Source organism: Methanothermobacter sp. KEPCO 2, from assembly GCF_041228365.1.
Taxonomy (GTDB): Archaea; Methanobacteriota; Methanobacteria; order Methanobacteriales; family Methanothermobacteraceae; genus Methanothermobacter; species Methanothermobacter marburgensis.
Window position 1 is genome coordinate 1,013,510 of record NZ_CP166185.1, and the last position, 18,647, is coordinate 1,032,156.

The 18,647-nt window shown below is 48.7% G+C and carries 22 protein-coding genes; 7 read left to right on the top strand and 15 right to left on the bottom strand.

The genetic code is table 11. The annotated features are described in order from the left end of the window. Positions 1-4: 4 nt before the first annotated feature. The 3 genes from AB9H23_RS05360 to AB9H23_RS05370 are packed head-to-tail and all read right to left on the bottom strand — an operon-like array spanning position 5 to position 1,877. Positions 5-757, bottom strand: a complete 753-nt coding sequence (locus tag AB9H23_RS05360; RefSeq protein ID WP_370004426.1) for a tRNA(His) guanylyltransferase Thg1 family protein — start codon at positions 755-757, stop codon at positions 5-7. Positions 758-764: 7 nt separating this feature from the next. Next, complete coding sequence (locus AB9H23_RS05365) at positions 765-1,529, bottom strand: aspartate dehydrogenase (RefSeq protein ID WP_370004427.1); 765 nt, start codon at positions 1,527-1,529, stop codon at positions 765-767. 18 nt (positions 1,530-1,547) lie between these two features. Next, positions 1,548-1,877 carry a PRC-barrel domain-containing protein gene (locus AB9H23_RS05370; RefSeq protein WP_147671630.1) on the bottom strand — a complete coding sequence of 110 codons (330 nt, stop codon included), beginning with the start codon at positions 1,875-1,877 and terminating at the stop codon, positions 1,548-1,550. A gap of 168 nt (positions 1,878-2,045) precedes the next feature. Here AB9H23_RS05370 and AB9H23_RS05375 point away from each other — a divergent pair, with 168 nt between their 5' ends. Further along, positions 2,046-2,768, top strand: coding sequence for a tRNA-binding protein (locus AB9H23_RS05375; protein ID WP_370004428.1), 723 nt, complete (start codon positions 2,046-2,048; stop codon positions 2,766-2,768). On the opposite strand, the gene AB9H23_RS05380 is transcribed toward AB9H23_RS05375, so the two are convergent. From AB9H23_RS05380 to AB9H23_RS05415, 8 genes are all read right to left on the bottom strand, one after another. Continuing rightward, positions 2,725-3,072 carry a hypothetical protein gene (locus AB9H23_RS05380; protein ID WP_370004429.1) on the bottom strand — a complete coding sequence of 116 codons (348 nt, stop codon included), beginning with the start codon at positions 3,070-3,072 and terminating at the stop codon, positions 2,725-2,727. The two genes, AB9H23_RS05375 and AB9H23_RS05380, sit on opposite strands and share 44 nt — an antisense overlap. A gap of 108 nt (positions 3,073-3,180) precedes the next feature. Then, the gene (locus tag AB9H23_RS05385; protein WP_370004430.1) at positions 3,181-3,645 is read right to left on the bottom strand and encodes a radical SAM protein; all 465 of its coding nucleotides are present in this window, start codon (positions 3,643-3,645) and stop codon (positions 3,181-3,183) included. A 91-nt stretch (positions 3,646-3,736) separates the two neighbouring features. Further along, positions 3,737-4,891: a chitobiase/beta-hexosaminidase C-terminal domain-containing protein gene (locus tag AB9H23_RS05390; protein ID WP_370005956.1), complete on the bottom strand. Its 1,155-nt coding sequence runs from the start codon at positions 4,889-4,891 to the stop codon at positions 3,737-3,739. Between the two features lie 434 nt (positions 4,892-5,325). Beyond that, positions 5,326-6,738, bottom strand: a complete 1,413-nt coding sequence (locus tag AB9H23_RS05395) for a lactaldehyde dehydrogenase (protein ID WP_370004431.1) — start codon at positions 6,736-6,738, stop codon at positions 5,326-5,328. Positions 6,739-6,752: 14 nt separating this feature from the next. Beyond that, positions 6,753-6,947 carry a class III signal peptide-containing protein gene (locus AB9H23_RS05400; protein WP_160323037.1) on the bottom strand — a complete coding sequence of 65 codons (195 nt, stop codon included), beginning with the start codon at positions 6,945-6,947 and terminating at the stop codon, positions 6,753-6,755. A gap of 12 nt (positions 6,948-6,959) precedes the next feature. After that, a complete protein-coding gene (locus tag AB9H23_RS05405) occupies positions 6,960-7,901 on the bottom strand; it encodes a type II secretion system F family protein (RefSeq protein WP_370004432.1) in 942 nt (313 codons plus the stop codon). 104 nt (positions 7,902-8,005) lie between these two features. Then, the gene (locus AB9H23_RS05410; protein ID WP_370004433.1) at positions 8,006-8,989 is read right to left on the bottom strand and encodes a M24 family metallopeptidase; all 984 of its coding nucleotides are present in this window, start codon (positions 8,987-8,989) and stop codon (positions 8,006-8,008) included. After that, positions 8,976-9,458 carry an HIT family protein gene (locus tag AB9H23_RS05415; protein WP_370004434.1) on the bottom strand — a complete coding sequence of 161 codons (483 nt, stop codon included), beginning with the start codon at positions 9,456-9,458 and terminating at the stop codon, positions 8,976-8,978. Before AB9H23_RS05415 ends, AB9H23_RS05410 begins: the two co-directional genes overlap by 14 nt. 112 nt (positions 9,459-9,570) lie before the next feature. On the opposite strand from AB9H23_RS05415, the gene ercA reads away from it, so the two are divergent. The 6 genes from ercA (at position 9,571) to larE (ending at position 15,560) form a co-directional block, all read left to right on the top strand. After that, entirely contained in the window at positions 9,571-10,713 is a 1,143-nt protein-coding gene (gene ercA / locus AB9H23_RS05420) for an alcohol dehydrogenase-like regulatory protein ErcA (RefSeq protein WP_370004435.1), read from the top strand. Continuing rightward, entirely contained in the window at positions 10,676-11,833 is a 1,158-nt protein-coding gene (locus AB9H23_RS05425; protein ID WP_370004436.1) for a sensor histidine kinase, read from the top strand. Before ercA ends, AB9H23_RS05425 begins: the two co-directional genes overlap by 38 nt. Positions 11,834-11,968: 135 nt before the next feature. After that, a complete protein-coding gene (locus AB9H23_RS05430) occupies positions 11,969-12,544 on the top strand; it encodes a site-2 protease family protein (RefSeq protein ID WP_370004437.1) in 576 nt (191 codons plus the stop codon). 9 nt (positions 12,545-12,553) lie between these two features. After that, positions 12,554-13,741: a YcaO-related McrA-glycine thioamidation protein gene (locus tag AB9H23_RS05435; RefSeq protein WP_370004438.1), complete on the top strand. Its 1,188-nt coding sequence runs from the start codon at positions 12,554-12,556 to the stop codon at positions 13,739-13,741. A 60-nt stretch (positions 13,742-13,801) separates the two neighbouring features. Next, on the top strand, positions 13,802-14,485 hold the full coding sequence (locus AB9H23_RS05440) for a TfuA-related McrA-glycine thioamidation protein (RefSeq protein ID WP_370004439.1): 684 nt from the start codon (positions 13,802-13,804) through the stop codon (positions 14,483-14,485). Continuing rightward, a complete protein-coding gene (larE, locus tag AB9H23_RS05445) occupies positions 14,448-15,560 on the top strand; it encodes an ATP-dependent sacrificial sulfur transferase LarE (RefSeq protein WP_370004440.1) in 1,113 nt (370 codons plus the stop codon). The genes AB9H23_RS05440 and larE overlap by 38 nt, the downstream gene beginning before the upstream one ends. A 73-nt stretch (positions 15,561-15,633) precedes the next feature. Here the strand turns inward: larE and AB9H23_RS05450 are convergent, their stop codons facing one another. From AB9H23_RS05450 to AB9H23_RS05465, 4 genes are read right to left on the bottom strand one after another with little or no spacing between them, the layout of a single operon-like run. Further along, positions 15,634-16,098 carry a hypothetical protein gene (locus tag AB9H23_RS05450; protein ID WP_370004441.1) on the bottom strand — a complete coding sequence of 155 codons (465 nt, stop codon included), beginning with the start codon at positions 16,096-16,098 and terminating at the stop codon, positions 15,634-15,636. Next, complete coding sequence (locus AB9H23_RS05455) at positions 16,091-16,936, bottom strand: CBS domain-containing protein (RefSeq protein WP_321210988.1); 846 nt, start codon at positions 16,934-16,936, stop codon at positions 16,091-16,093. Before AB9H23_RS05455 ends, AB9H23_RS05450 begins: the two co-directional genes overlap by 8 nt. A gap of 40 nt (positions 16,937-16,976) precedes the next feature. Beyond that, positions 16,977-17,408, bottom strand: a complete 432-nt coding sequence (locus tag AB9H23_RS05460) for a universal stress protein (protein ID WP_013296175.1) — start codon at positions 17,406-17,408, stop codon at positions 16,977-16,979. A gap of 4 nt (positions 17,409-17,412) precedes the next feature. Continuing rightward, entirely contained in the window at positions 17,413-18,561 is a 1,149-nt protein-coding gene (locus tag AB9H23_RS05465) for an amidohydrolase family protein (protein WP_370004442.1), read from the bottom strand. Between the last annotated feature and the right edge of the window lie 86 nt (positions 18,562-18,647).

Genomic DNA, 18,647 nt, shown 5'->3' on the forward strand with positions numbered 1-18,647 from the left:
TCTATCAGGCACTCTCTGATCCCATGTGTTCCTTAAAACGCAGACCCGCAAAAAATTCGTATGTGAAGAGTGGAAGTTCCATGTCAACCTTCACCCTCAGCCTCACCGCAGAGACCTCCCTCTCAGTGATGGGATTGTAGCCCCTCACCTTCACCGGAGCCCGGTAGACCCCGATACCCCTCCGCTGCCATGCAGGGACCTCTGAGATGTTCAAACCCCTCTCAAAGAGCATTTCATGTAGGGAATCCGATTTCATCCCATTAAGGGTTCTCGCTGCATCATCTCTATCCATTTCATCCCTCAGTGTCCAGTATGCATAGCTGTTGAGGCAGTTCCTCCAGGCCTCATCCTGCCTTGACCTGAAGTACTCCCAGACCATGTCTCTATCCAGCGGTATAACCCTGCAGTCAAATGAAACAGGTTTATCAAGTGATAAACCCCTTTTTATGGCCCCAACTGTGAATGATGACGATGCAAAAGCCGGGAAAACCGAGTCAAGCTTCTCAACCCTTCCTGAGAATGGAACAGAATCAAGGAGTACATTGATCTCATCAGAGAACGTGTATATGAATGATGGGCTGAACTCATTCATGAGGTCAAGGCACGCTGAAACCATGAGGTCACGGAAGACATCATCATAGGGCCTCCTAAACCCTGCCCTTTCTGTTAGCCTGTGAAAGCCCCTCCCATCAAGCCTCAGTACTATGCTGGAGGACGGCGGCACCCTGAGGTTTGAGTAGATTTCATGTTCCCGCATCATAACATCAGGTTCCAATGTGCATGTTCTCACTTAGGGATTTGAGGAGTTTTATGGCGGAATAGGCAGCCATCACACTTGTCTTGGGATTTATGGAGCACCTGACATTCTCGGTTATCGTCTTGAACTCCCCGAAGTCCCCCTTAACGGTAACCTCATGGACGTTACGGTCAACTGCCGGGTCCGCTATTATCTCAACATCAATATCCCGTCCGCAGGCGAGACTGAGGGCTGCTGCCACATTTATGTTGAGTGGAAACCTCTTAACGGCCTCTGATGCCTTCCCTGTGTAGAGGACCTTCTTCTCATCCATGCTGATGCCCAGGGACCGTGGTGGTTTCCTTGTAACAAGTTTTACCGAATCTATACTGCCCATGGATGCAGCCTTCAGGCCGTCGAGGCCCACTATGGCCCCTGAGGGTACATGTATCTCGGCATTATTCTCTGAGGCCTTCTTCTCAAGCAGGCTCCTCAAATCAGGGTCCATGAGGGCTCCAACGCTCATAACGACGACATCCCTACCGGCCTCAAGTATCCCGGGGACCAGTTCCCTTACAGCCTCAGGTGATGCGGCCTCCACCACAAGGTCAACATGGGGGAGCATATCCGCAACATCAAGGACCGCGGTCCCGTCAACCATTGATGCCAGGTTCTCTGCCCTCTCAAGGTCCCTGTCATAGAAGAATCCCAGTTCAACGGGTACCCTACCGTCCCTAACGAAACCCGTTATAAGGTTGGCTATTGCGCCGCAGCCCACTATACCCACGATCATGTCATCACACAGAAAAAATCAGGATTCAATGGGGTTTACCTTTTTCTCCACTGAAACATCAGGGGATATTATGAGTATATCGCCGACCGCCTGGACACGTTCATAGTTTATGTCGATGATGCCCTCCTCCTGTATGGGTCTTATCTCATCTGATTCAGGGACTATCCTTATGCTGGTCTTGAGGACATCCTTTATACCCACATTCTTCTTATCGTGTCTCATTGGACGGACCTTCAGTGTTGAGACACGTCCCTTCTTGATGTTGAGGACAACGTCCTGAACCCTTCCAACGTACTTACCCCTTGAGGTGTATATTTCAAGTCCATATAGACTGGATAATTCAACCATTTTTCCACCACCGGACAGTTAAACATGTAGTGCTGCTGCATAACCCTACTGTTGGTTAATATTATTGTTTATAGCTTAAATAGTTATAGGAAAATAACAGATTACTGCAGTGGCAGGAAGAAAAAGGCTGTTACTGGAATTAAAAAATGATTCTGGATTGTGATTGAAATGTGGGACACCAGTAAGGATTACAGGCTCATGGTTGCAGTTAAGGCGGTTGACCTCTTCAGGAGGGCCCTTGAGGCAGGTGGTTTCAGGGGCCAGTGGAAGAAGAAACCTGCCATTAAAGCGGCAACTGAGATTGAGAGGACGCTGCAGAGCCTCATATATTCATACCTTGAACCTGAGGACCTTGCAGCAAGTTCAGAGGTGAAGAGTATTGAGGAAAAACTTAAGGAGATAACTGATGCCCTGGGGGGTGAAGAGTGGAGCCGTAAGTTCCTAGATGAGGCCTCAAAAGATGAGAGAGAGAGGGTCGAGGAGAACATAGCAAAGGTGAAGTTCTTCATGAACACCCTTGGAAACCTCAGGGGCCGGCTGATGCTTGGGAAGATATCAGACCCTGTTATTGCAGTCGATATAGTTGCAGGTGAGGTTATGAGTGTTGGGGGGCACCCTTCCGCGGATAAACTTCAGATCTGCAATGTTAATGTGGGTGGGAGATCCATAAAGGTGGTCACAAATGACCCTCATGTAAGGGAGAAGGATAGGGTGGCCGTGGCCCTTTTGCCGCCCCAGAACTTCATGGGTGTTGTGAGTGAGGGCATGTTCCTTGGTGCCGACGGTGTTCTGAGGGACGTTGAAGGAAAACCCGGGGAAATGCCAAGGGGGATACCCCTTGAGGCCCTCAACGAGACAAGGAACCTCGTAGAGGATTTCCTGGCTGGTTAACCCCTCCATGCTCCCTGAGAATCGCCCTGCACACTTCATTGCGGCAGCTTCCACAGTCCCTTGGGAGACTGCACCCTGCTTTTCTCAGACGATCCTCAAGATTTAATTCTGATAAGGGGTAGTAGCCTGAATAATCAACCCTTTCAAGGCCCTCTGCCCTGCACTCATCCACTAGCTTCTCCATCAGTTTCCTGTCAGGTCCCCTGTGGTAGTAGAGGATGAAGTTCGGTCTGAAACCTATTAGGCGGTAGGGAATCTCGGGATTTATTTCTGCAATGAATGATGCTATCTCACATATACTCATGGTGGTTTATGCCGGGTATCACGACCGTCCTGAAGACCCTTATCTTTTCAGGGAATTTCTCTGCAAGGTAGGCTGCGTTTCGGAGCACGGGACCCGCTGGGGCCCCTGTCAGGTTTCTGTGGAGTTCATCTGAAAGGCCTTTATCTCAAAACTGAAGAGTGAGGTGAACCTTATGATGCGCTTTAAAGTCTCAGGTGTCTGGAATCCATTTGTTGCCACTAATGGCATCAGCATCGCCTTCACCCTTATTTCATGCAGCATCCTTTCGATGTAGAGTGTGTGTAGTGTGGGTTCACCGCCAGTGAAGCTCAGATTTGATATGCCATGTGCTTCAAGTTCCCTTAGCGCCTCCAATGCCAGATCCTCAGGTTTCACATAACCCCTGTAAACCCACCCTGAGTCAGGGTACTGTGATATCCTGTAGGCATTGCAGTAGGCACACCGGAATGGGCATGACAGAAGGGTTACCGAGTAACTTTTCAGGACATCTGTAATTGAGTTATAGGCGATTTCAGTCTCAGCAGCCCCACAGACCCCCCTCTCACCTGGGAACGGTTTGCCCCGCACCTCCATTCGCATAGCCTGCATTTCCTGAGTTCGTCCATAAGATAAGTATATGTAACTCTGTTAATACATTTCCAAAAAAATGTAAAAAATAAAGGTATCAGGTTATCTGCCAGTAGCTGCTGGTCCTCTTAACGTACCTGTAGGTCCAGTAGTACCTCCACTTGTATCTCCATTTGCCCATGTACCTGTACCATTTTCTGTACCACTTTTTGACCTTCACCTTCACGTAGTAGCTGAGGGTTACCGGTTTCATGACAGTGTAACTGGCTGATGAAACCGCAGAGGATGCTCCGTTAACAACGGCTATGAATTTGAGTGTCGCTGATTTTGTGAGAAGGACTGGTGCTGTGTATCTTGTGCTGTTAATAGTTGGATTTGATCCGTTAAGAGTGTAGTATATCACTGAACCTTCTGGACCTGTAAGGGTCACAGTTACATTGTTCCTGTAGATGCCTGGAGCAGGTGATGCTGCAGGTGCTGCAGGGATTGATGTGACACTCACAGGTGCCAGATCATTGACTGTAACATTGTAGAGCCCCGCTGGCAGCGTGTATGTGAATGTTACAGTGACTGTTTCACCTGTTTTGACGTTCACAGTTTCTGTATCCTTCACCTCACCGTTTACCATGAGTTCTGCTGTGAAGTCGTCTGCAACACCGGTGTTTGTGACCTTAACCGTGACAGTCACATTCAGGGGTGCATTGCCAGATACTGGTGTGACCGTCAGGTTTTCCAGGGTGAAGTGTGGTCGCAGGTCCACTGTGAGCTGGGTTGAATTGAGTACAGTTTCATTTGCTGGACTGCCGTTGACCATCTTGAAGGCTGTTGAATTTGCCCTCACCGTGAATACCTTACCCGTCGCATTTTCAATGACAAAGAGCCACCTGTAACTTTTACCATCCTCCATGTACAGCTTTGCCTGTCCCTGCCGTACCGGTGCATTTGTGAATGAACTGAGCCAGACAACGCTGTCCTCTTCAAGGACAGTGTAGTTTGCAAAGGGGCCGCTTAGGTTACCTGTGTAGTACCATTTTATCTTTGCGCCTGTTATGTTGCCGCTTAAGAGTTCAAGTTTTGCATCGACAGCTATATCCTGGTCAACATCCTGAAGGTCATCACTGTAGTTCACATCCACAATTATCTGTGCTGGGTCAGATGCATTCTGCTGCATCGTCAGGTTCACGGCATTCTCGGGTATTCCTCCTGTCGCCGATGCCCCTGAGATGCCCGCTGCAATTGCAACCAGGAGCATCAATGACAACACTTTATATTCACTTTTCAATTTTTCACCTCCATACAGCTGTAAAAATATGTATATGTGTAATTAATATAAAAGTTTTTTTTTAAATATATAAAATAGTAAATTTTAAATTTATTGATTGATAAAAATATTATTATGCTAATTTTATTATGATTAAGTTAATTTAAAAATTTATAATCAGACCATATAATTAACAGTAAATTAAAATATGGCCCCATTCATCTTTAATTAAAATCATTAATACAATTGATTCAACAAACCATTCTCTTTTATTATTAAAAAACTGGCCAACAATGTTTTTTATTAAAATTAGAAAAATAAGAAATGCCATTTTTCAGATATAGCAGTTATAATCATTATTCCATTAATAATAGCAATAATCAACCGGTTAATCACTTAATGTTAAATTGTGGAGGGGCCTATAATCATCTACTGTTTAAAATCACAAGTTTGGTCCTCGTCATATCCTCTATTGCGTACTTAACGCCCTCCTTACCCATTCCACTGCACTTGAAACCGCCAAATGGCATATGGTCCACCCTGAAGGTGGATTGTTTGTTCACAAGAACTGTGCCAGCCTCGATCTCAGATGCCATCCTGAGGGCGGTTCCTATGTTCTCAGTGAAAACCCCTGCCTGAAGTGCATAGCATGTCCCATTGGCAATACTTATGGCCTCATCAGCATCATCAAACCTTATAATCGGAGACACCGGCCCAAAGGTTTCCTCTGCAACAACCTCCATCTCAGGACGCACATGGTCAAGGACGGTGGGCTCAACAAAGTTGCCATTCCTTGACCCTCCATGGAGGAGCTCTGCACCATCCTCAACGGCGCCCTCAATTCGCCTTTCAACCTCAATGGCCGCCTCTTCATTTATAAGTGGGCCTATATCCGTCTCAGGGTCAAGTGGATCCCCGGACCTTAACCTGCGGGTCTTTTCCACAAGTTTATCTGCAAATTCGTCGGCCACATCTTTATGGACCACCATCCTCTTAACCGCGATGCAGACCTGTCCAGAGTAGAGATAGGAACCCCTAACCGCGGCCTCAACTGCAGAGTCAATGTCTGCGTCATCCATGACAATTAGGGGATCGTTGCCCCCCAGTTCAAGTGTTACCTTCTTCATTGAGGCCCTGCCTGATATGTATCTTCCAACCTCCACACTGCCTGTGAATGTTATCTTATCCACGAGGGGGCTATCTATTATAAGATCTCCCACCTCCCGGCCCCTCCCTGTTACAGCATTAACAGCCCCCGCCGGGAAGTGTTCATTCAGTATCTCACAGAGTCTAAGTGCGGAGAGGGGCGCTTCAAGTGAAGGTTTCAGAACCGTGGTGTTACCTGCTGCCAGTGCAGGTCCAACCTTGTGGATGGCGAGATTGAGTGGATAGTTAAATGGGGTTATTGCAGCCACAACACCAAGGGGAAGCCTTACAGTGAATCCAATAAGTCCCTTCCCCCCGATACCTGCATCCATGGGTATTGATTCACCGTAGAGCCTCCTTGCCTCCTCTGCACATAGACGTGCGGTTTCAACTGACCTTTTAACCTCATCACGTGAGAACCTTATGGGTTTACCTGACTCCAGGGTTATGAGTCTGGCAAGTTCATCCATCTCTGCCCTGAGCTCATCAGCAACATCATGGAGGCCCTCAGAGATGCGCCTGGCAGAAAGATCAGACATGGCACCCTTTGCATGGTGGGCCGCCTCAAGAGCCCTTAAAACATCATCCCTACCTGCAAGGGGTACAGTATCAACCTCCTCGCCGTTGAAGGGGTTCCTGACACTGAAACGGTTATCTCCCCCAACGTGCTCACCACCAATGATCATATCCATATGACCACCCTAAATTAGAACTTGTTCTTGAGCCCCTTAATTGAGTTGGTGACATTCTGAACATCAGAGTTCATTGCAGTCTCAGATGACCTCACATAGTTGCGGTACCACACCACTGCAAAGGTCACAATGACTATTATACCACCAAACACAAGTATCAGCTCAGCTGACCCCTGACCTGAATCATCAGCAATTAAACCCCCAGACAAAACCTTAACCTCCTATGGTGCCATGCTTCCAACAAGGCTCAGTCCAAATTTTCCTATAACATAGAATATCGAGTAGGCCACGATTGAGAGTGGCACAGAGAACTTAACACCCTTCCTTGCGCTCCCATACATTATGATGCCGATGAGTAACCCTGCGATTATGGAGTGTATTATGATGTAACCTGAAGCTGCGATCTGGGCTGCCCCAAGGATTGGGTTGGGTTTCCCCACAGACTCCATGAACCCTGAGTAGACCATTATCATACCAAGGGCGAATGGCGCCGCGATTATGGCGGCGACAATAAGGAACATCACCGACATCATAACATTGGCCTTCCTCTCCCTCTTGAGCGCCAGAACCGCCCTGAGATCCTCTGCAACCGTCTCAATTACATCCGAAAGGCTCCCACCTGCCCTCCTACCCTCAAGGATCATCCTGAAGGTCCTGTCAAGGTTCTGGGATTTGAGCCTTTCACTCATGGAGAGGATGGCGTCATCGAATGTCCGCCCAATTTTTATCTCAATAACCGCCCTCTTGAGTTCATCGTAGAGTGGCCCCTCCCCCTGTTTGGATACATCCTCCAGTGCCGATTCAAGGCCCACCCCTGCCCTCAGCAGTGATGCTATCTGTCTGAGGAAGTCAGGGGTTGACTGCTCAATGGCGTCAACACGCCTCTCCATCATGACAAAGATGTATGCCCCAAGAAGAATAGATGGTATGAAAAATCCAACAATGACTGCAAGGATAACATTCAGACCTGCTACTGCAGCTACAACTGATCCAAGAACAGCAAAGAGTGCCCCTGCTAGAAATGCCAGGGTTATTATCTCAGATGCCTTCACATAAAGTCCTGTCCTTATGAGTGTCTCCTGCACCCTGAGGAGCAGTTTATCGGGTAATATGCTCTCCAGGGCCTCGCTCACAGGTTTCAATGCTGCCGGTAATACTGCCATCTGCACACCACTTGAACTCTTGCTGTTACTAATTATTTACGGGCTATTATTTATACTATTATTCATGACGACCCACTTTTTAATTCATTTATCTTCATTAACACCTAACTCAGGTGATCAGGTAGGCTGTTCATTACTCCAGCACCCACAACGAACATGTCCTCCACCCTCACACCAAATTCTCCGGGAAGATATATCCCGGGTTCAATGGTGAGGACCATTCCCTCAGTGAGAACCGTTTTATCGTCGGCTGAAAGTGAGGGCCTCTCATGGACCTCAAGTCCAACACCATGGCCACTTGAGTGTATAAAGTTATCAGCGAATCCATATTCCTCTATAACCCCCCTAACTGCACTGTCAACTTCACATGCCCTCACGCCGGGTTTAGCCACCTTCAAACCCTCCTTTTTGGCTTCAATTACCACTTCAAGGATCTCATGTTCACGTTCACTCTCCACCAGTGTCCTTGTGGTGTCAGAGTGGTAGCCGCAGTGAACAGCGCCCCAGTCAACCAGTAAGGGAGAGCCTAAATCGTTAGATGTGGGTACCGCATGGGGTATGCTTGACCTTGAGGCCGATGTTACAATGGTGTCGAATGAGACCCCCTCTGAACCTCCAAGACGCATAAGGTAGTCCAGTCTGGCGGCTACCTCAGATTCGCTTCCTCTGAATTCAATTTTCTTAAATGATTCCTCGGCAATTTTAAGGGCTGCCTTTATCCTTCTTATTTCCTCCCTGTCCTTAACCATCCTGAGATCTGCGATTGGATCCATCACCTGAAAGTCCCTCCCGACGCCGATTCTCTCAATTAGACCCACTGGTAGAGATGGTTCAACCCCTATGTCCCTTAGTTCAACCCTATCAGAGACATCGGATACCCTCCTGAAGGCTTCAACATTAATCTCACACCCTTCTGCTGACTCAAGGTCCATCTCATTTACAAAGAGGACCGGTTCATCACTCAGAAACAGGAAGGCTGTGACCGTTGGCATGAATCCTGTGAGATAGTATATATTCTCCCTTTTTGTTATGAGTGCCCTCTCAGCTTTACCAGAGATGGCTTCAAGTGCCCTTTCAATCCTTTCCAAGTGCATCACCCAGTCTTTCCATAACAGCCCTTTTCATGACCAGCTCGAGTTCATCCACAACCTCATCGGGTGCCCTGAAATCAATGGGCAGAGGTATGTGACCGAAGTCAGGGTCCCTGAAGACCTCACCCCCGAATTTCACGGGTCTGCTGTAGCGGGGGATGAAGTGCCAGTGAACCTCGGGGTCCGGGTTTTCAGACCTGAAAGCCGAATTTTTAAAGCAGCTCCAGTTGAAGAGATCCGGTCCAAAAAGGTCGCCCACAGCAGATTCAAGTACCCTCACCACCAATGCGAAGTCAACCCACTCATCGTTGTTTAGTTCAGAGAGGTCCCTGCATTTCCTTCTGAGGGCCACCACACAGGTTGCAAGGTAGCGCTGGCTCGGTGCAAGGTAAACAATCCATTTGTCTGTGCCGGCAATTTCACGACCATAATAACCGTCAACCCCACAGTACTCACAGACCTTCACATGATCACCGCTAAAATCTATGTACAGGGTAATACTCAAGGTTTATATTAATCATTAAACCTAATTTATATGTATATGCAGCCCATGCCCGGTAACTGCACAGGTGGTTAAGATGGGGGAGCTTCGAAAATTTGTGACAGCCGAATTTGTTTTTGGAAACGGGGCCAGGTTCCTGGCGGGAAGATACGCCTCAAACCTCGGGGCCAGAAGGGTTCTCCTTGTAACAGACCATGGTATAATGAAGACCGGTCTCGTGGATGACGTTACATGTAGCCTCAATGATGAGGGACTTGAGTATGTCATATTCAATGATATAACACCAAACCCCCGTGACCATGAGGTCATGGAGGGTGCTGAGGTCTTTGATGCAGAGGAGTGCAACATGATAGTTGCGCTGGGCGGCGGAAGCCCCATTGACTGTGCAAAGGCCATGGGTGCTGTTGTATCCAACAGGATGAACGTCCTTGAATTTGAGGGCGTTGACCGCATCCCAGTACCCTCGGTTCCCATAATATGCATTCCGACAACCGCCGGCACAGGTGCAGACGTATCACAGTTTGCGATAATCATGGACCCCCATAGAAGGGTTAAGATGGCAATCATAAGCAAGACAATGGTACCCGATGCATCCCTCATAGACCCGGAAACCACCCTGACCATGGATAGGGAGCTGACAGCTGCAACAGGTATGGATGCCCTGGCACATGCCATTGAAGCATACGTATCCAATGCAAGTTTCCACCTGACCGACCTCAACGCCCTCGACTCAATAGGCATCATAAACCAGGCCCTACCCCGGGCGGTGCTTGAACCCGATAACATGGATTACCGTGAGGATATGATGCTTGCAAGCCTTGAAGCGGGTCTTGCATTCTCCAACGCCAGTCTGGGACTTGTGCATGCCATGGCCCACAGCCTCGGTGGGATGCTGGACATACCCCATGGTGAGGCAAATGCCCTTCTCCTTGAATACGTTATTGAATTCAACTTCAAAGCCGCAAGGGAGAGGTACCTCAAGATCGCAAAATCCATGGGACTCAGTGGTTCGGGGCTGGAGGAACTCAAGGCACACATAAGGGAATTTCGGGAGACCCTGGGAATGGATATGACACTTGGGGACCTTGGTGTTGCTGAGGAGGACATACCCCGCCTTGCAGAGACCTCGATGGAGGATCCCTGCATAGTTACAAACCCGGTCCGGCCAGAACAGAGTGAAGTTGAGGAGATATTCAGGAGGGCCCTCCATGGGGCTTGAGGATGGTGAAATGTCTGATAGGGACTGGGAAACCCTCAGGGAGAAGATAATAGGGTTCGGTGAAAAATCCATAAGGAAGAGTTACTATCCCCGTCTTCAGGAGTCACTCGCAGAACTCAGGAGGTTCAGGAAACTCCTTGACTGTACAGATGACGCCATATTCCTGGTTAAAACACCTGGAGGTGAACTTACAGACGCCAACCGCTCAGCCTGCACAAGGCTGGGGTATTCAACCCGGGATATACCTGGCCACAGTATCTATGATCTTCTGCCTGAGGACATGCATTCCCTCTTCAAAGGTATCCTTGAGGGCAAAGATGAAAGAATAACAATGGAGGGGCACCTTATAAAAAGGAACCGTGAAATGATACCTGTTGAGATAAAGGTAGATATGGTTGATTTTGATGGTGAAAGGTACGCTGTCCTGGTGGCCAGGGATATAACCGAGAGGCTGAAGATGGAGGCGGAACTCAGGAGGTCACTGAGGGAGAAGGAGGTCCTTCTAAGTGAGATACACCACAGGGTCAAGAACAACCTCCAGATAATTTCAAGTCTCCTGAGCCTCCAGAGCCACAGCATCAAGGACCCCACTTGCAGGAATATCATTGAGGAAAGCCAGGACAGGATAAGGTCCATGGGCCTCATACATGAGCAGCTATACCGTTCAGGTGATTTTAGCTCCATAGACTTTGGATTGTACGCCTCCAGACTCCTCAAGAACCTCCATAGGTCATATTCCCATGGAAAGGATATAGAATTCTCGCTTGAAGCCGATGATATAAAGGTGAGTCTTGAGACCTCAATTCCATTGGGCCTCATACTGAGTGAACTGGTAACCAATGCACTCAAGCACGCCTTCAGAGGAAGGAATAGGGGGAGTATCGCGGTTAGATTCAAAAGGAGGGACTCTGCCTGTATTCTTGAGGTGAAAGACGACGGTGTGGGGTTCAATGAGGAGGATCTCAGAAATAGCAAGTCCCTTGGCTTCAAACTTGTTGAAATCCTCACAGAACAGCTTGACGGAACTCTCACCTTTTCAGGGGCGGACGGCGGATTTTTCCAGATAGAATTTATGGAACCCGCCTATACCGACAGGATGTCAGTGGATTCTGATAAATAATTCTCTAAAAAGAGAATTTTAATTTTTTCAGTCAATAACATCGATGGATTGCTCTTAAATCTTCCATTTAATAGAAAGTCACTTTCAATCCAGCAATGGAAAGCATTATAAGACGTGTCCCATGTTAATATAAACATGGTCAGATTCAGTAAGGGAGAGGTAAGGGATATCCTGATCTCAATGGTTGTTATCGCCGGGGTATTTTCCTATGTGTTCTCAGGTAGAAACCTGCAGGTCGCGCTGATTCTGCTTCCTGCAACCCTCGTTACTGTGGGGCTTGGATTTGTCCTCCATGAGATCGCCCATAAGTTAATGGCAATAAGGTATGGATTCTGGGCCGAATACAGGCTGTGGCTCGAGGGCCTCATACTGGCGCTTGTGACCTCCTACTTTGGATTCGTATTCGCAGCCCCGGGGGCCGTTTACATTCATGGAAACTACATTGAAAGGGACGTTAACGGGAAGATATCCATTGCAGGACCCCTCACCAACATAATGCTGGCTCTAATATTTCTCATGGCCTCATCTGTACTCCCATCTCCACTTCGCGATGTTGCTGTGCTTGGATACGCAGTTAACAGCTTCCTTGCCCTCTTTAACCTCATACCCATCGCCGTACTTGATGGTGCCAAGGTTTTCAGATGGAACCCCCTCATATGGCTCATTGCAGCCGCATCTGCATTCGCACTCACATTCAGCAGCATGTTCTAAGTGATCGAGATGTTCCGGGATATTCCTGTTAAGTATGTTGGATGCACCCACCGGGCCATGAAGCCCTCAGAAACACTCAGGGCCTTCAGGGAAAAACTCAGGGCCATAGGTGTCACAAGGATAACCGAGATAACGCACCTCGACCGTATAGGTATACCTGTATTCTCAGCCATAAGGCCGACAGCGGAGGAGGGTGCTGTTAGCATATACGCAGGTAAGGGCGCCACAAGGAAACAGGCAAGGGCCTCTGCAATGATGGAGGCCTTTGAAAGGTACTCTGCCGAGAGAAGTCCCCTGGACGAAACACTGATGGCCCATCCATCTGAGATGGATAAACGCCTGGACCCTGAAGCACTTATTCTTCCACAAAACGCTGATACAGACTCTGAAGTTGAGTGGATAATTGCAGAGGATATAAAAAGCCAGGACAAGATTCACGTGCCTGCAAATGCGGTTTTTCACCCTTACAATCCTCCCGAGGGCTGTGTGAGTCTCTTCAGGTCCAACACCAATGGCCTTGCATCCGGGAACGTCCTGGAGGAGGCCATATTCCACGGCCTCATGGAGGTGATAGAGAGGGACGCCTGGAGCCTCTTTGAGGCGAAAAGGGGTCCCCGAATAGAAATTGATTGTTCGGGGACAGATAACAGGATAATAACGTGTCTCCTTGAAAGGTTCCAGAGGGCGGGGGTTGAGATAACACTGGTGGATCTCACCGCTGACACCGGCGTTGCAACGGTTGCTGCGGTTGCCGATGATGTTGTGCTCAGGGACCCTGCACTCCTCACCATGGGCGTGGGGACCCACCTTGACCCTGAAATTGCAGTTATAAGGGCCCTCACAGAGGTTGCCCAGAGCCGGGCCACCCAGATACACGGCACCAGGGAGGACACCGTAAGGGCGGAGTTCATGAGGAGGGCCGGCTATGAGAGGATGAAGAGGCTAAACAGGCACTGGTTCTCTGAGCCCGATGATACCATTGTACTTGAGGATATGGAGGACCTCTCAACAAGGTCATTCCAGAGGGACCTTGAGATTACCCTGGATAAACTGGAGAGGGCGGGCCTGAAGCAGACACTCTACGTGGATCTAACCCGTGATGTTGGTGTTCCCGTTGTAAGGGTCATTGTGCCTGGACTTGAGGTTTTCTCTGTTGACCCTGAAAGGGTGGGGGGACGCATAAGGTCCTCCATGTGAAAATATCATAAGGTCCCACAGATGAAATGATTAAGTGACCCGAGGCACTAGATAATCCATATGCATGGAAGAAAGATCATAATATTTACAGGGCCATCACTTTCCCACAGTGATGCATCAGATATCCTCAGGGCAGATTACAGACCCCCTGTGAGGCGGGGTGATGTCCTTGAAGCTCTCTCTGAGAGGCCAGACATAATAGGGATAATTGACGGTGTATTCCATCAGAGCCCGGCAGTGGGGCACCGTGAAATCATTGAAGCCCTCAGAATGGGTGTTACCGTTGTTGGGGGGGCAAGTATGGGGGCGCTAAGGGCTTCCGAACTCCATGACCTGGGGATGGTGGGAGTAGGCCGTATATTCAGGGCCTACCTGAATGGTGATCTGGAATCTGATGATGACGTTGCAGTTGCCTTCAACCCTGAAACCCTTGAGGCCCTCTCTGATTCCCTTGTGAGCATTCATTTTAACTTTAAAAGGGCCCTTGAAAGGGGCATCATAAGTGAAGATGACTTCAGAGAACTCATGAAAATCGCTAAGAACCTATTTTATCCCCTCAGGAACTACCAGAGAATTCTGCATGACGCAGAAATACCTGAAAACAGAAAGGCAACCCTCATGTCATTCCTTGAATCTGAAGGTAGGGATATAAAAAGGGAGGATGCCCTTAAGGTTATAAAATACATTAAAAGACTGGTAAGCTCTGATGATCAGTATCATGGATGTGAAACTCATGGATCTTGAATCAAAGATAAAAAAGGTGAAGGATGCCCTTAAGGGCAGAAAGGTTGCTGTCGGATTCTCAGGTGGGGCTGATAGCACAGCACTGCTTGATATTGCAGGGGATTCCGCTGATGAAGTTGCTGCATTCACAGTTGACACAGGTGTTATGCCCCGTGGCTTCATAGAAAATGCCTCATCAATCGCCAGATCCCTTGGGGTGGAGCACTTTATAATAAACAGGCCGCTCCTTGAAAACCAGGAATTTGTGAGTAACACCACAGAGAGGTGCCTTGTATGCAAGAACATCATATACAGTTCAATACTCCATGAGGCCAGGAAGAGGGGTTTTGAGGCGGTCCTTGATGGCACAACCGCAAGTGACATGTTTGAGGACCGTCCTGGCACCCTGGTTAACCATCTGCTGGGTATAGAGACCCCTCTACTCGATGCGGGGATTACACGAAGTGACGTCCTTGAATATCTCAAAAAAAGGAACCTTGAATACTCAGAGAATACCACATGCCTTGCAACAAGGATAAAGGATCAGGATATAACGCCTGAACGGATAAACAGGGTCTCATATGCTGAAACCCTCGTCAGGGGGCTCTACGGTGAGGGTACCGTGAGGGTCAGGCATGAGGGGGACTCTGCAATAATAGAGGTTGATGAACCTGAGAGGCTCCTCAATGCAGCAAATCTGAGGCATATAGAGAATGAGTTGAGGGCCGTCGGGTTTAAGAGGGTGTTCCTGGACCTCACAGGCTACAGGAAGGGTGAGGATGACATTGTACTCTACAGGCCCTGCAGGGATGCTGAATCAAGGATAATGTTCGAGGTTAAGCTGCCCTACCACATCAATGTAAAAGAAACATGTGAAAAACTGGAGGAGAGGAATCCCCGATGCTCAGAGAAGATGGGTGTTGTCATGGTTGAGGTGGGTGATAGTAACGTGACCATCTTCAGGAACGGGAAGATAGTGGCAAGAAGGGTGAGGGACAGGGAAGATGCTGAGGAGGTGCTCCTTGAGGTGCTGCCACACATCATAAGGGAGCGTGAGGACATGCAGACACAGAACCACTCCCAATCAGGAAGATAGTGGACCAGTGATAAGTCATCCAATATCCTGTGAATATAAGGCCGCTGACCTGATGAGAAACACGATTGTCCAGTCACAGGGTAATGTGGGGCCTCAGATTATAGTTGCATTGGATTGTCCTGTCACAGGACCCTCTGAACATTCTCATTAACCTCCTTCTGAAGGAGGTGATCTTCTGAAGGAGGCCCCTTGAATCATCACCCCTTAAAACAAGTCCAGAGGGGGTGCTGAACTCAATCCCATCGGCACTTATCCCATTGAAAAATATCTCAACCTCACTGGAGTCATCAGGGATGTCATTTGTCCTCACCGTGTAATCAAGCAGTAGCTCATCATGGGGGAGTACCTCAGAGATGGCCCTCTTCAGTGTCATCTCAAGTACATCCAGCAGTGTCTCAATAACCGGCAGGTCATACCACCAGCAGTAGCCGAGTAGCATCTTGATCTCGATGTCCCTTATTGAGACCTCACCATGGTTCTTAGCCGCCACCCTCAGAAGGCCCTTTGAGGCCTTCAGTGTTATCCTCTGGTCACTCATTTGAATCAATCAGAGCATTTATAAGGTCATTGGCCCTTGCAAGCCCGGTGAGGTTTCCCTCATAGTCTATGATGGGTATCTGTTCAATGTTCCTCCTCTTCATCTTCCTTGCGCAGGAGGTGACCGTGGTTGAGGTGGTTGCGGTGACTATATCTGTGGTCGCAACATCCCTGACCTCCTTGTCAGGGAATTTGAGCTGGTTTTTTATAACGTAGAGTACGTTTTTGCTGTCCCAGGACCACCTGTCACCCTCTGTACCCACAGATGTATTATGAACGGTACTTTCAGAGACAACCTCGCTCTCATTTATGAAGTCGGTCTCTGTGAGGACCCCTGAGAGTTCACCGCTGTTGTTGAGGGCCAGGAGGACCTTCAGCCCAAAGTACCTCATTATCTCAAATGCCACACTGAGGGGTGTTCTATCCCATGTTGTGGGGATGTTCCTTGTCATGTAATTCTCCACGGGTTCATCGATTTCCATCTCTGCAATTGCACCTGCAACCAGGTCATAGCTTGTCACTATACCCACAAGCCTGTCCTGGTCCACAACAGGGACCCTCCGGATGTTCCTCTCAAGCATCCTCTCTGCAGCCACCCTGACGTCATCGTCTGGGGCGACTGTGACAGGATTCCTCGTCATTATCAGCGCTATCTGCTCCTCATCCGGATTCTCAACAAGGTCTGATCTTGTTATTATCCCCACAAGTTCCTCTGTCCCCTTCTTAACTACTGGAAGCCCTGATACATTCTCCTTTCTCATGAGTTCAAGGGCTGTTGACCTGTTTCCTGGAACAGTTACATAGTGTATTTTCTCTGACATTATCTCCTTTACAAGCATGACCAACACCAGAAGCGAGTCGGTTAAAAAAAATGGTTTTTCAGTGAACAACAAGGACCGGGCAGCCTGCTGACCTTACCACCTTTTCTGCCACGCTGCCCAGCAGGAATCTGTCAAGGCCGTGTTTGCCTGAGGTTCCCATGACCACGAGATCCACGCCCTCCTTCTCCACTGTCCTTAGTATGGCCTCTGCAGGTGAACCCTCATCGGTCCTGAGTGTCAGTTTAACACCTGCCCCTGATTCCTCAACAAGCTTCTTAACGGCTTCAAGGGACCTTGATGCCTCCTCCTCGAGCATCTCCCTCAGCCTTATTATAAGGTCGTCTGCCGGGAGACCCACAAGGGATGATGTCTCCATAACTGTCAATGCAATTATCTCGGCTCCACTTTCCCTGGCAATCCATATAGCATGTTCAGCTGCCTTGTTGGCATGTTTTGAGCCGTCGGTTGGGAGCAGGATTTTACTGTACATAGCCTCACCTCTTAACTAGTTTACCTTTTATTATTAAGTATATTATATTTTTCGATTCAGTACGGTTTATGATGGAGAGGTAGGGGTCAGCGGATAATTTCTCGGTGATCATGAGGTCCGCGGGAAATCCTTCCTCAATAACACCCCCACCTGTTATCCCCAATGAGTTAACGGTTGCCATCCTCAGCACCTCAAGTGGTGGGAAGTACTCACCTGTGGATCCCCTTGTAACCTTCAGGGTGTACTCCATCTCCCTGAGGAGGTCCGGCGAGTTGAACATGACGTTGTCTGTGCCAAGAAGGAGATTTATGCCCATCTCATGCATCCTCTTGACTGGGGGTATGCCTGCTGAGAGCGCCCCGTTGGATCTGGGGCACAGCACAACCGAGGCCCCGCTTTCCCTTACAGTTTCAAGGTCATCCTTGACTGGATTTGTGAGGTGCACCAGAAGCTTAAATCCGGCTTCCAGAGCCCTTTCAACCTCACTCCGGCCTGTCTCTTCAAGTGATCGCCTCTGGGATTCGGGGTGCTCTGCAACGTGAATCGATGCAATCTTACCCATCCTTTCACATTCATCAACGATTATGCGGGCTGCCTCATCGGTTATCTCTCCCATGCCACTTGGTGCAAACCCATCAGATAACTCAAGGATCCTCCTCACAGCGCGCCTGATCTCAGCATTTGATGCTTCAGGGTCAAAAACCGCAGGGTCCCTCCCGAGTATCATTCCCCTCAGGGGGAGATCAGCCATTGCTTCAGTGAGGAGTTCAACACCCTTAACACCACCCTCCCTGTAGTCAATGAATGATCCTGTGCCATGTGCCATCATGTCAGCCATCACATCCTTCATGGCTGCCTTGAGTTTCCACTGTGGTGATGATTCAAGTATCCTGTGTTTCAGGCCATTTGGGGGTCTCACTATATCCTCAAGTGGCCTCCCATCACCAACGTCCATTGCAACTGAGTCTCCAAGGTGCACGTGGGAGTTCACAAGGGCAGGTGCAACCATGAGGCCTGATGCATCAATCCTGTTGCTTCCCGGGATCCTATCAGGGGTTATCTCGACTATGATGCCATCCTCAATGAGGAGGTTTGTCCTTTCGGGTCTCAGACTTGCACCGCGGAGGACAGTCCCGTTTTCAACAACAAGCATATTTGATTATTGGTTTTTGCCCTATTTTATTATTTGTAAGTAAGGATAAGAATAAAAAAAAATGAAGTTTAAATTCAGACGTCTGC

Bases quoted from the DNA above. Each gene is read 5' to 3' on its own strand.
- AB9H23_RS05370 (WP_147671630.1), bottom strand. From the start codon at position 1,877: ATGGTTGAATTATCCAGTCTATATGGACTTGAAATATACACCTCAAGG.
- AB9H23_RS05440 (WP_370004439.1), top strand. From the start codon at position 13,802: ATGCATGGAAGAAAGATCATAATATTTACAGGGCCATCACTTTCCCAC.
- ercA (WP_370004435.1), top strand. From the start codon at position 9,571: ATGGGGGAGCTTCGAAAATTTGTGACAGCCGAATTTGTTTTTGGAAAC.
- AB9H23_RS05395 (WP_370004431.1), bottom strand. From the start codon at position 6,738: ATGGATATGATCATTGGTGGTGAGCACGTTGGGGGAGATAACCGTTTC.
- AB9H23_RS05385 (WP_370004430.1), bottom strand. From the start codon at position 3,645: ATGGAGGTGCGGGGCAAACCGTTCCCAGGTGAGAGGGGGGTCTGTGGG.
- AB9H23_RS05450 (WP_370004441.1), bottom strand. From the start codon at position 16,098: ATGAGTGACCAGAGGATAACACTGAAGGCCTCAAAGGGCCTTCTGAGG.
- AB9H23_RS05375 (WP_370004428.1), top strand. From the start codon at position 2,046: ATGTGGGACACCAGTAAGGATTACAGGCTCATGGTTGCAGTTAAGGCG.
- AB9H23_RS05435 (WP_370004438.1), top strand. From the start codon at position 12,554: ATGTTCCGGGATATTCCTGTTAAGTATGTTGGATGCACCCACCGGGCC.
- AB9H23_RS05465 (WP_370004442.1), bottom strand. From the start codon at position 18,561: ATGCTTGTTGTTGAAAACGGGACTGTCCTCCGCGGTGCAAGTCTGAGA.
- AB9H23_RS05360 (WP_370004426.1), bottom strand. From the start codon at position 757: ATGCGGGAACATGAAATCTACTCAAACCTCAGGGTGCCGCCGTCCTCC.
- AB9H23_RS05380 (WP_370004429.1), bottom strand. From the start codon at position 3,072: ATGAGTATATGTGAGATAGCATCATTCATTGCAGAAATAAATCCCGAG.
- AB9H23_RS05390 (WP_370005956.1), bottom strand. From the start codon at position 4,891: ATGCTCCTGGTTGCAATTGCAGCGGGCATCTCAGGGGCATCGGCGACA.
- AB9H23_RS05405 (WP_370004432.1), bottom strand. From the start codon at position 7,901: ATGGCAGTATTACCGGCAGCATTGAAACCTGTGAGCGAGGCCCTGGAG.
- larE (WP_370004440.1), top strand. From the start codon at position 14,448: ATGATCAGTATCATGGATGTGAAACTCATGGATCTTGAATCAAAGATA.
- AB9H23_RS05460 (WP_013296175.1), bottom strand. From the start codon at position 17,408: ATGTACAGTAAAATCCTGCTCCCAACCGACGGCTCAAAACATGCCAAC.
- AB9H23_RS05365 (WP_370004427.1), bottom strand. From the start codon at position 1,529: ATGATCGTGGGTATAGTGGGCTGCGGCGCAATAGCCAACCTTATAACG.
- AB9H23_RS05430 (WP_370004437.1), top strand. From the start codon at position 11,969: ATGGTCAGATTCAGTAAGGGAGAGGTAAGGGATATCCTGATCTCAATG.
- AB9H23_RS05455 (WP_321210988.1), bottom strand. From the start codon at position 16,936: ATGCTTGTAAAGGAGATAATGTCAGAGAAAATACACTATGTAACTGTT.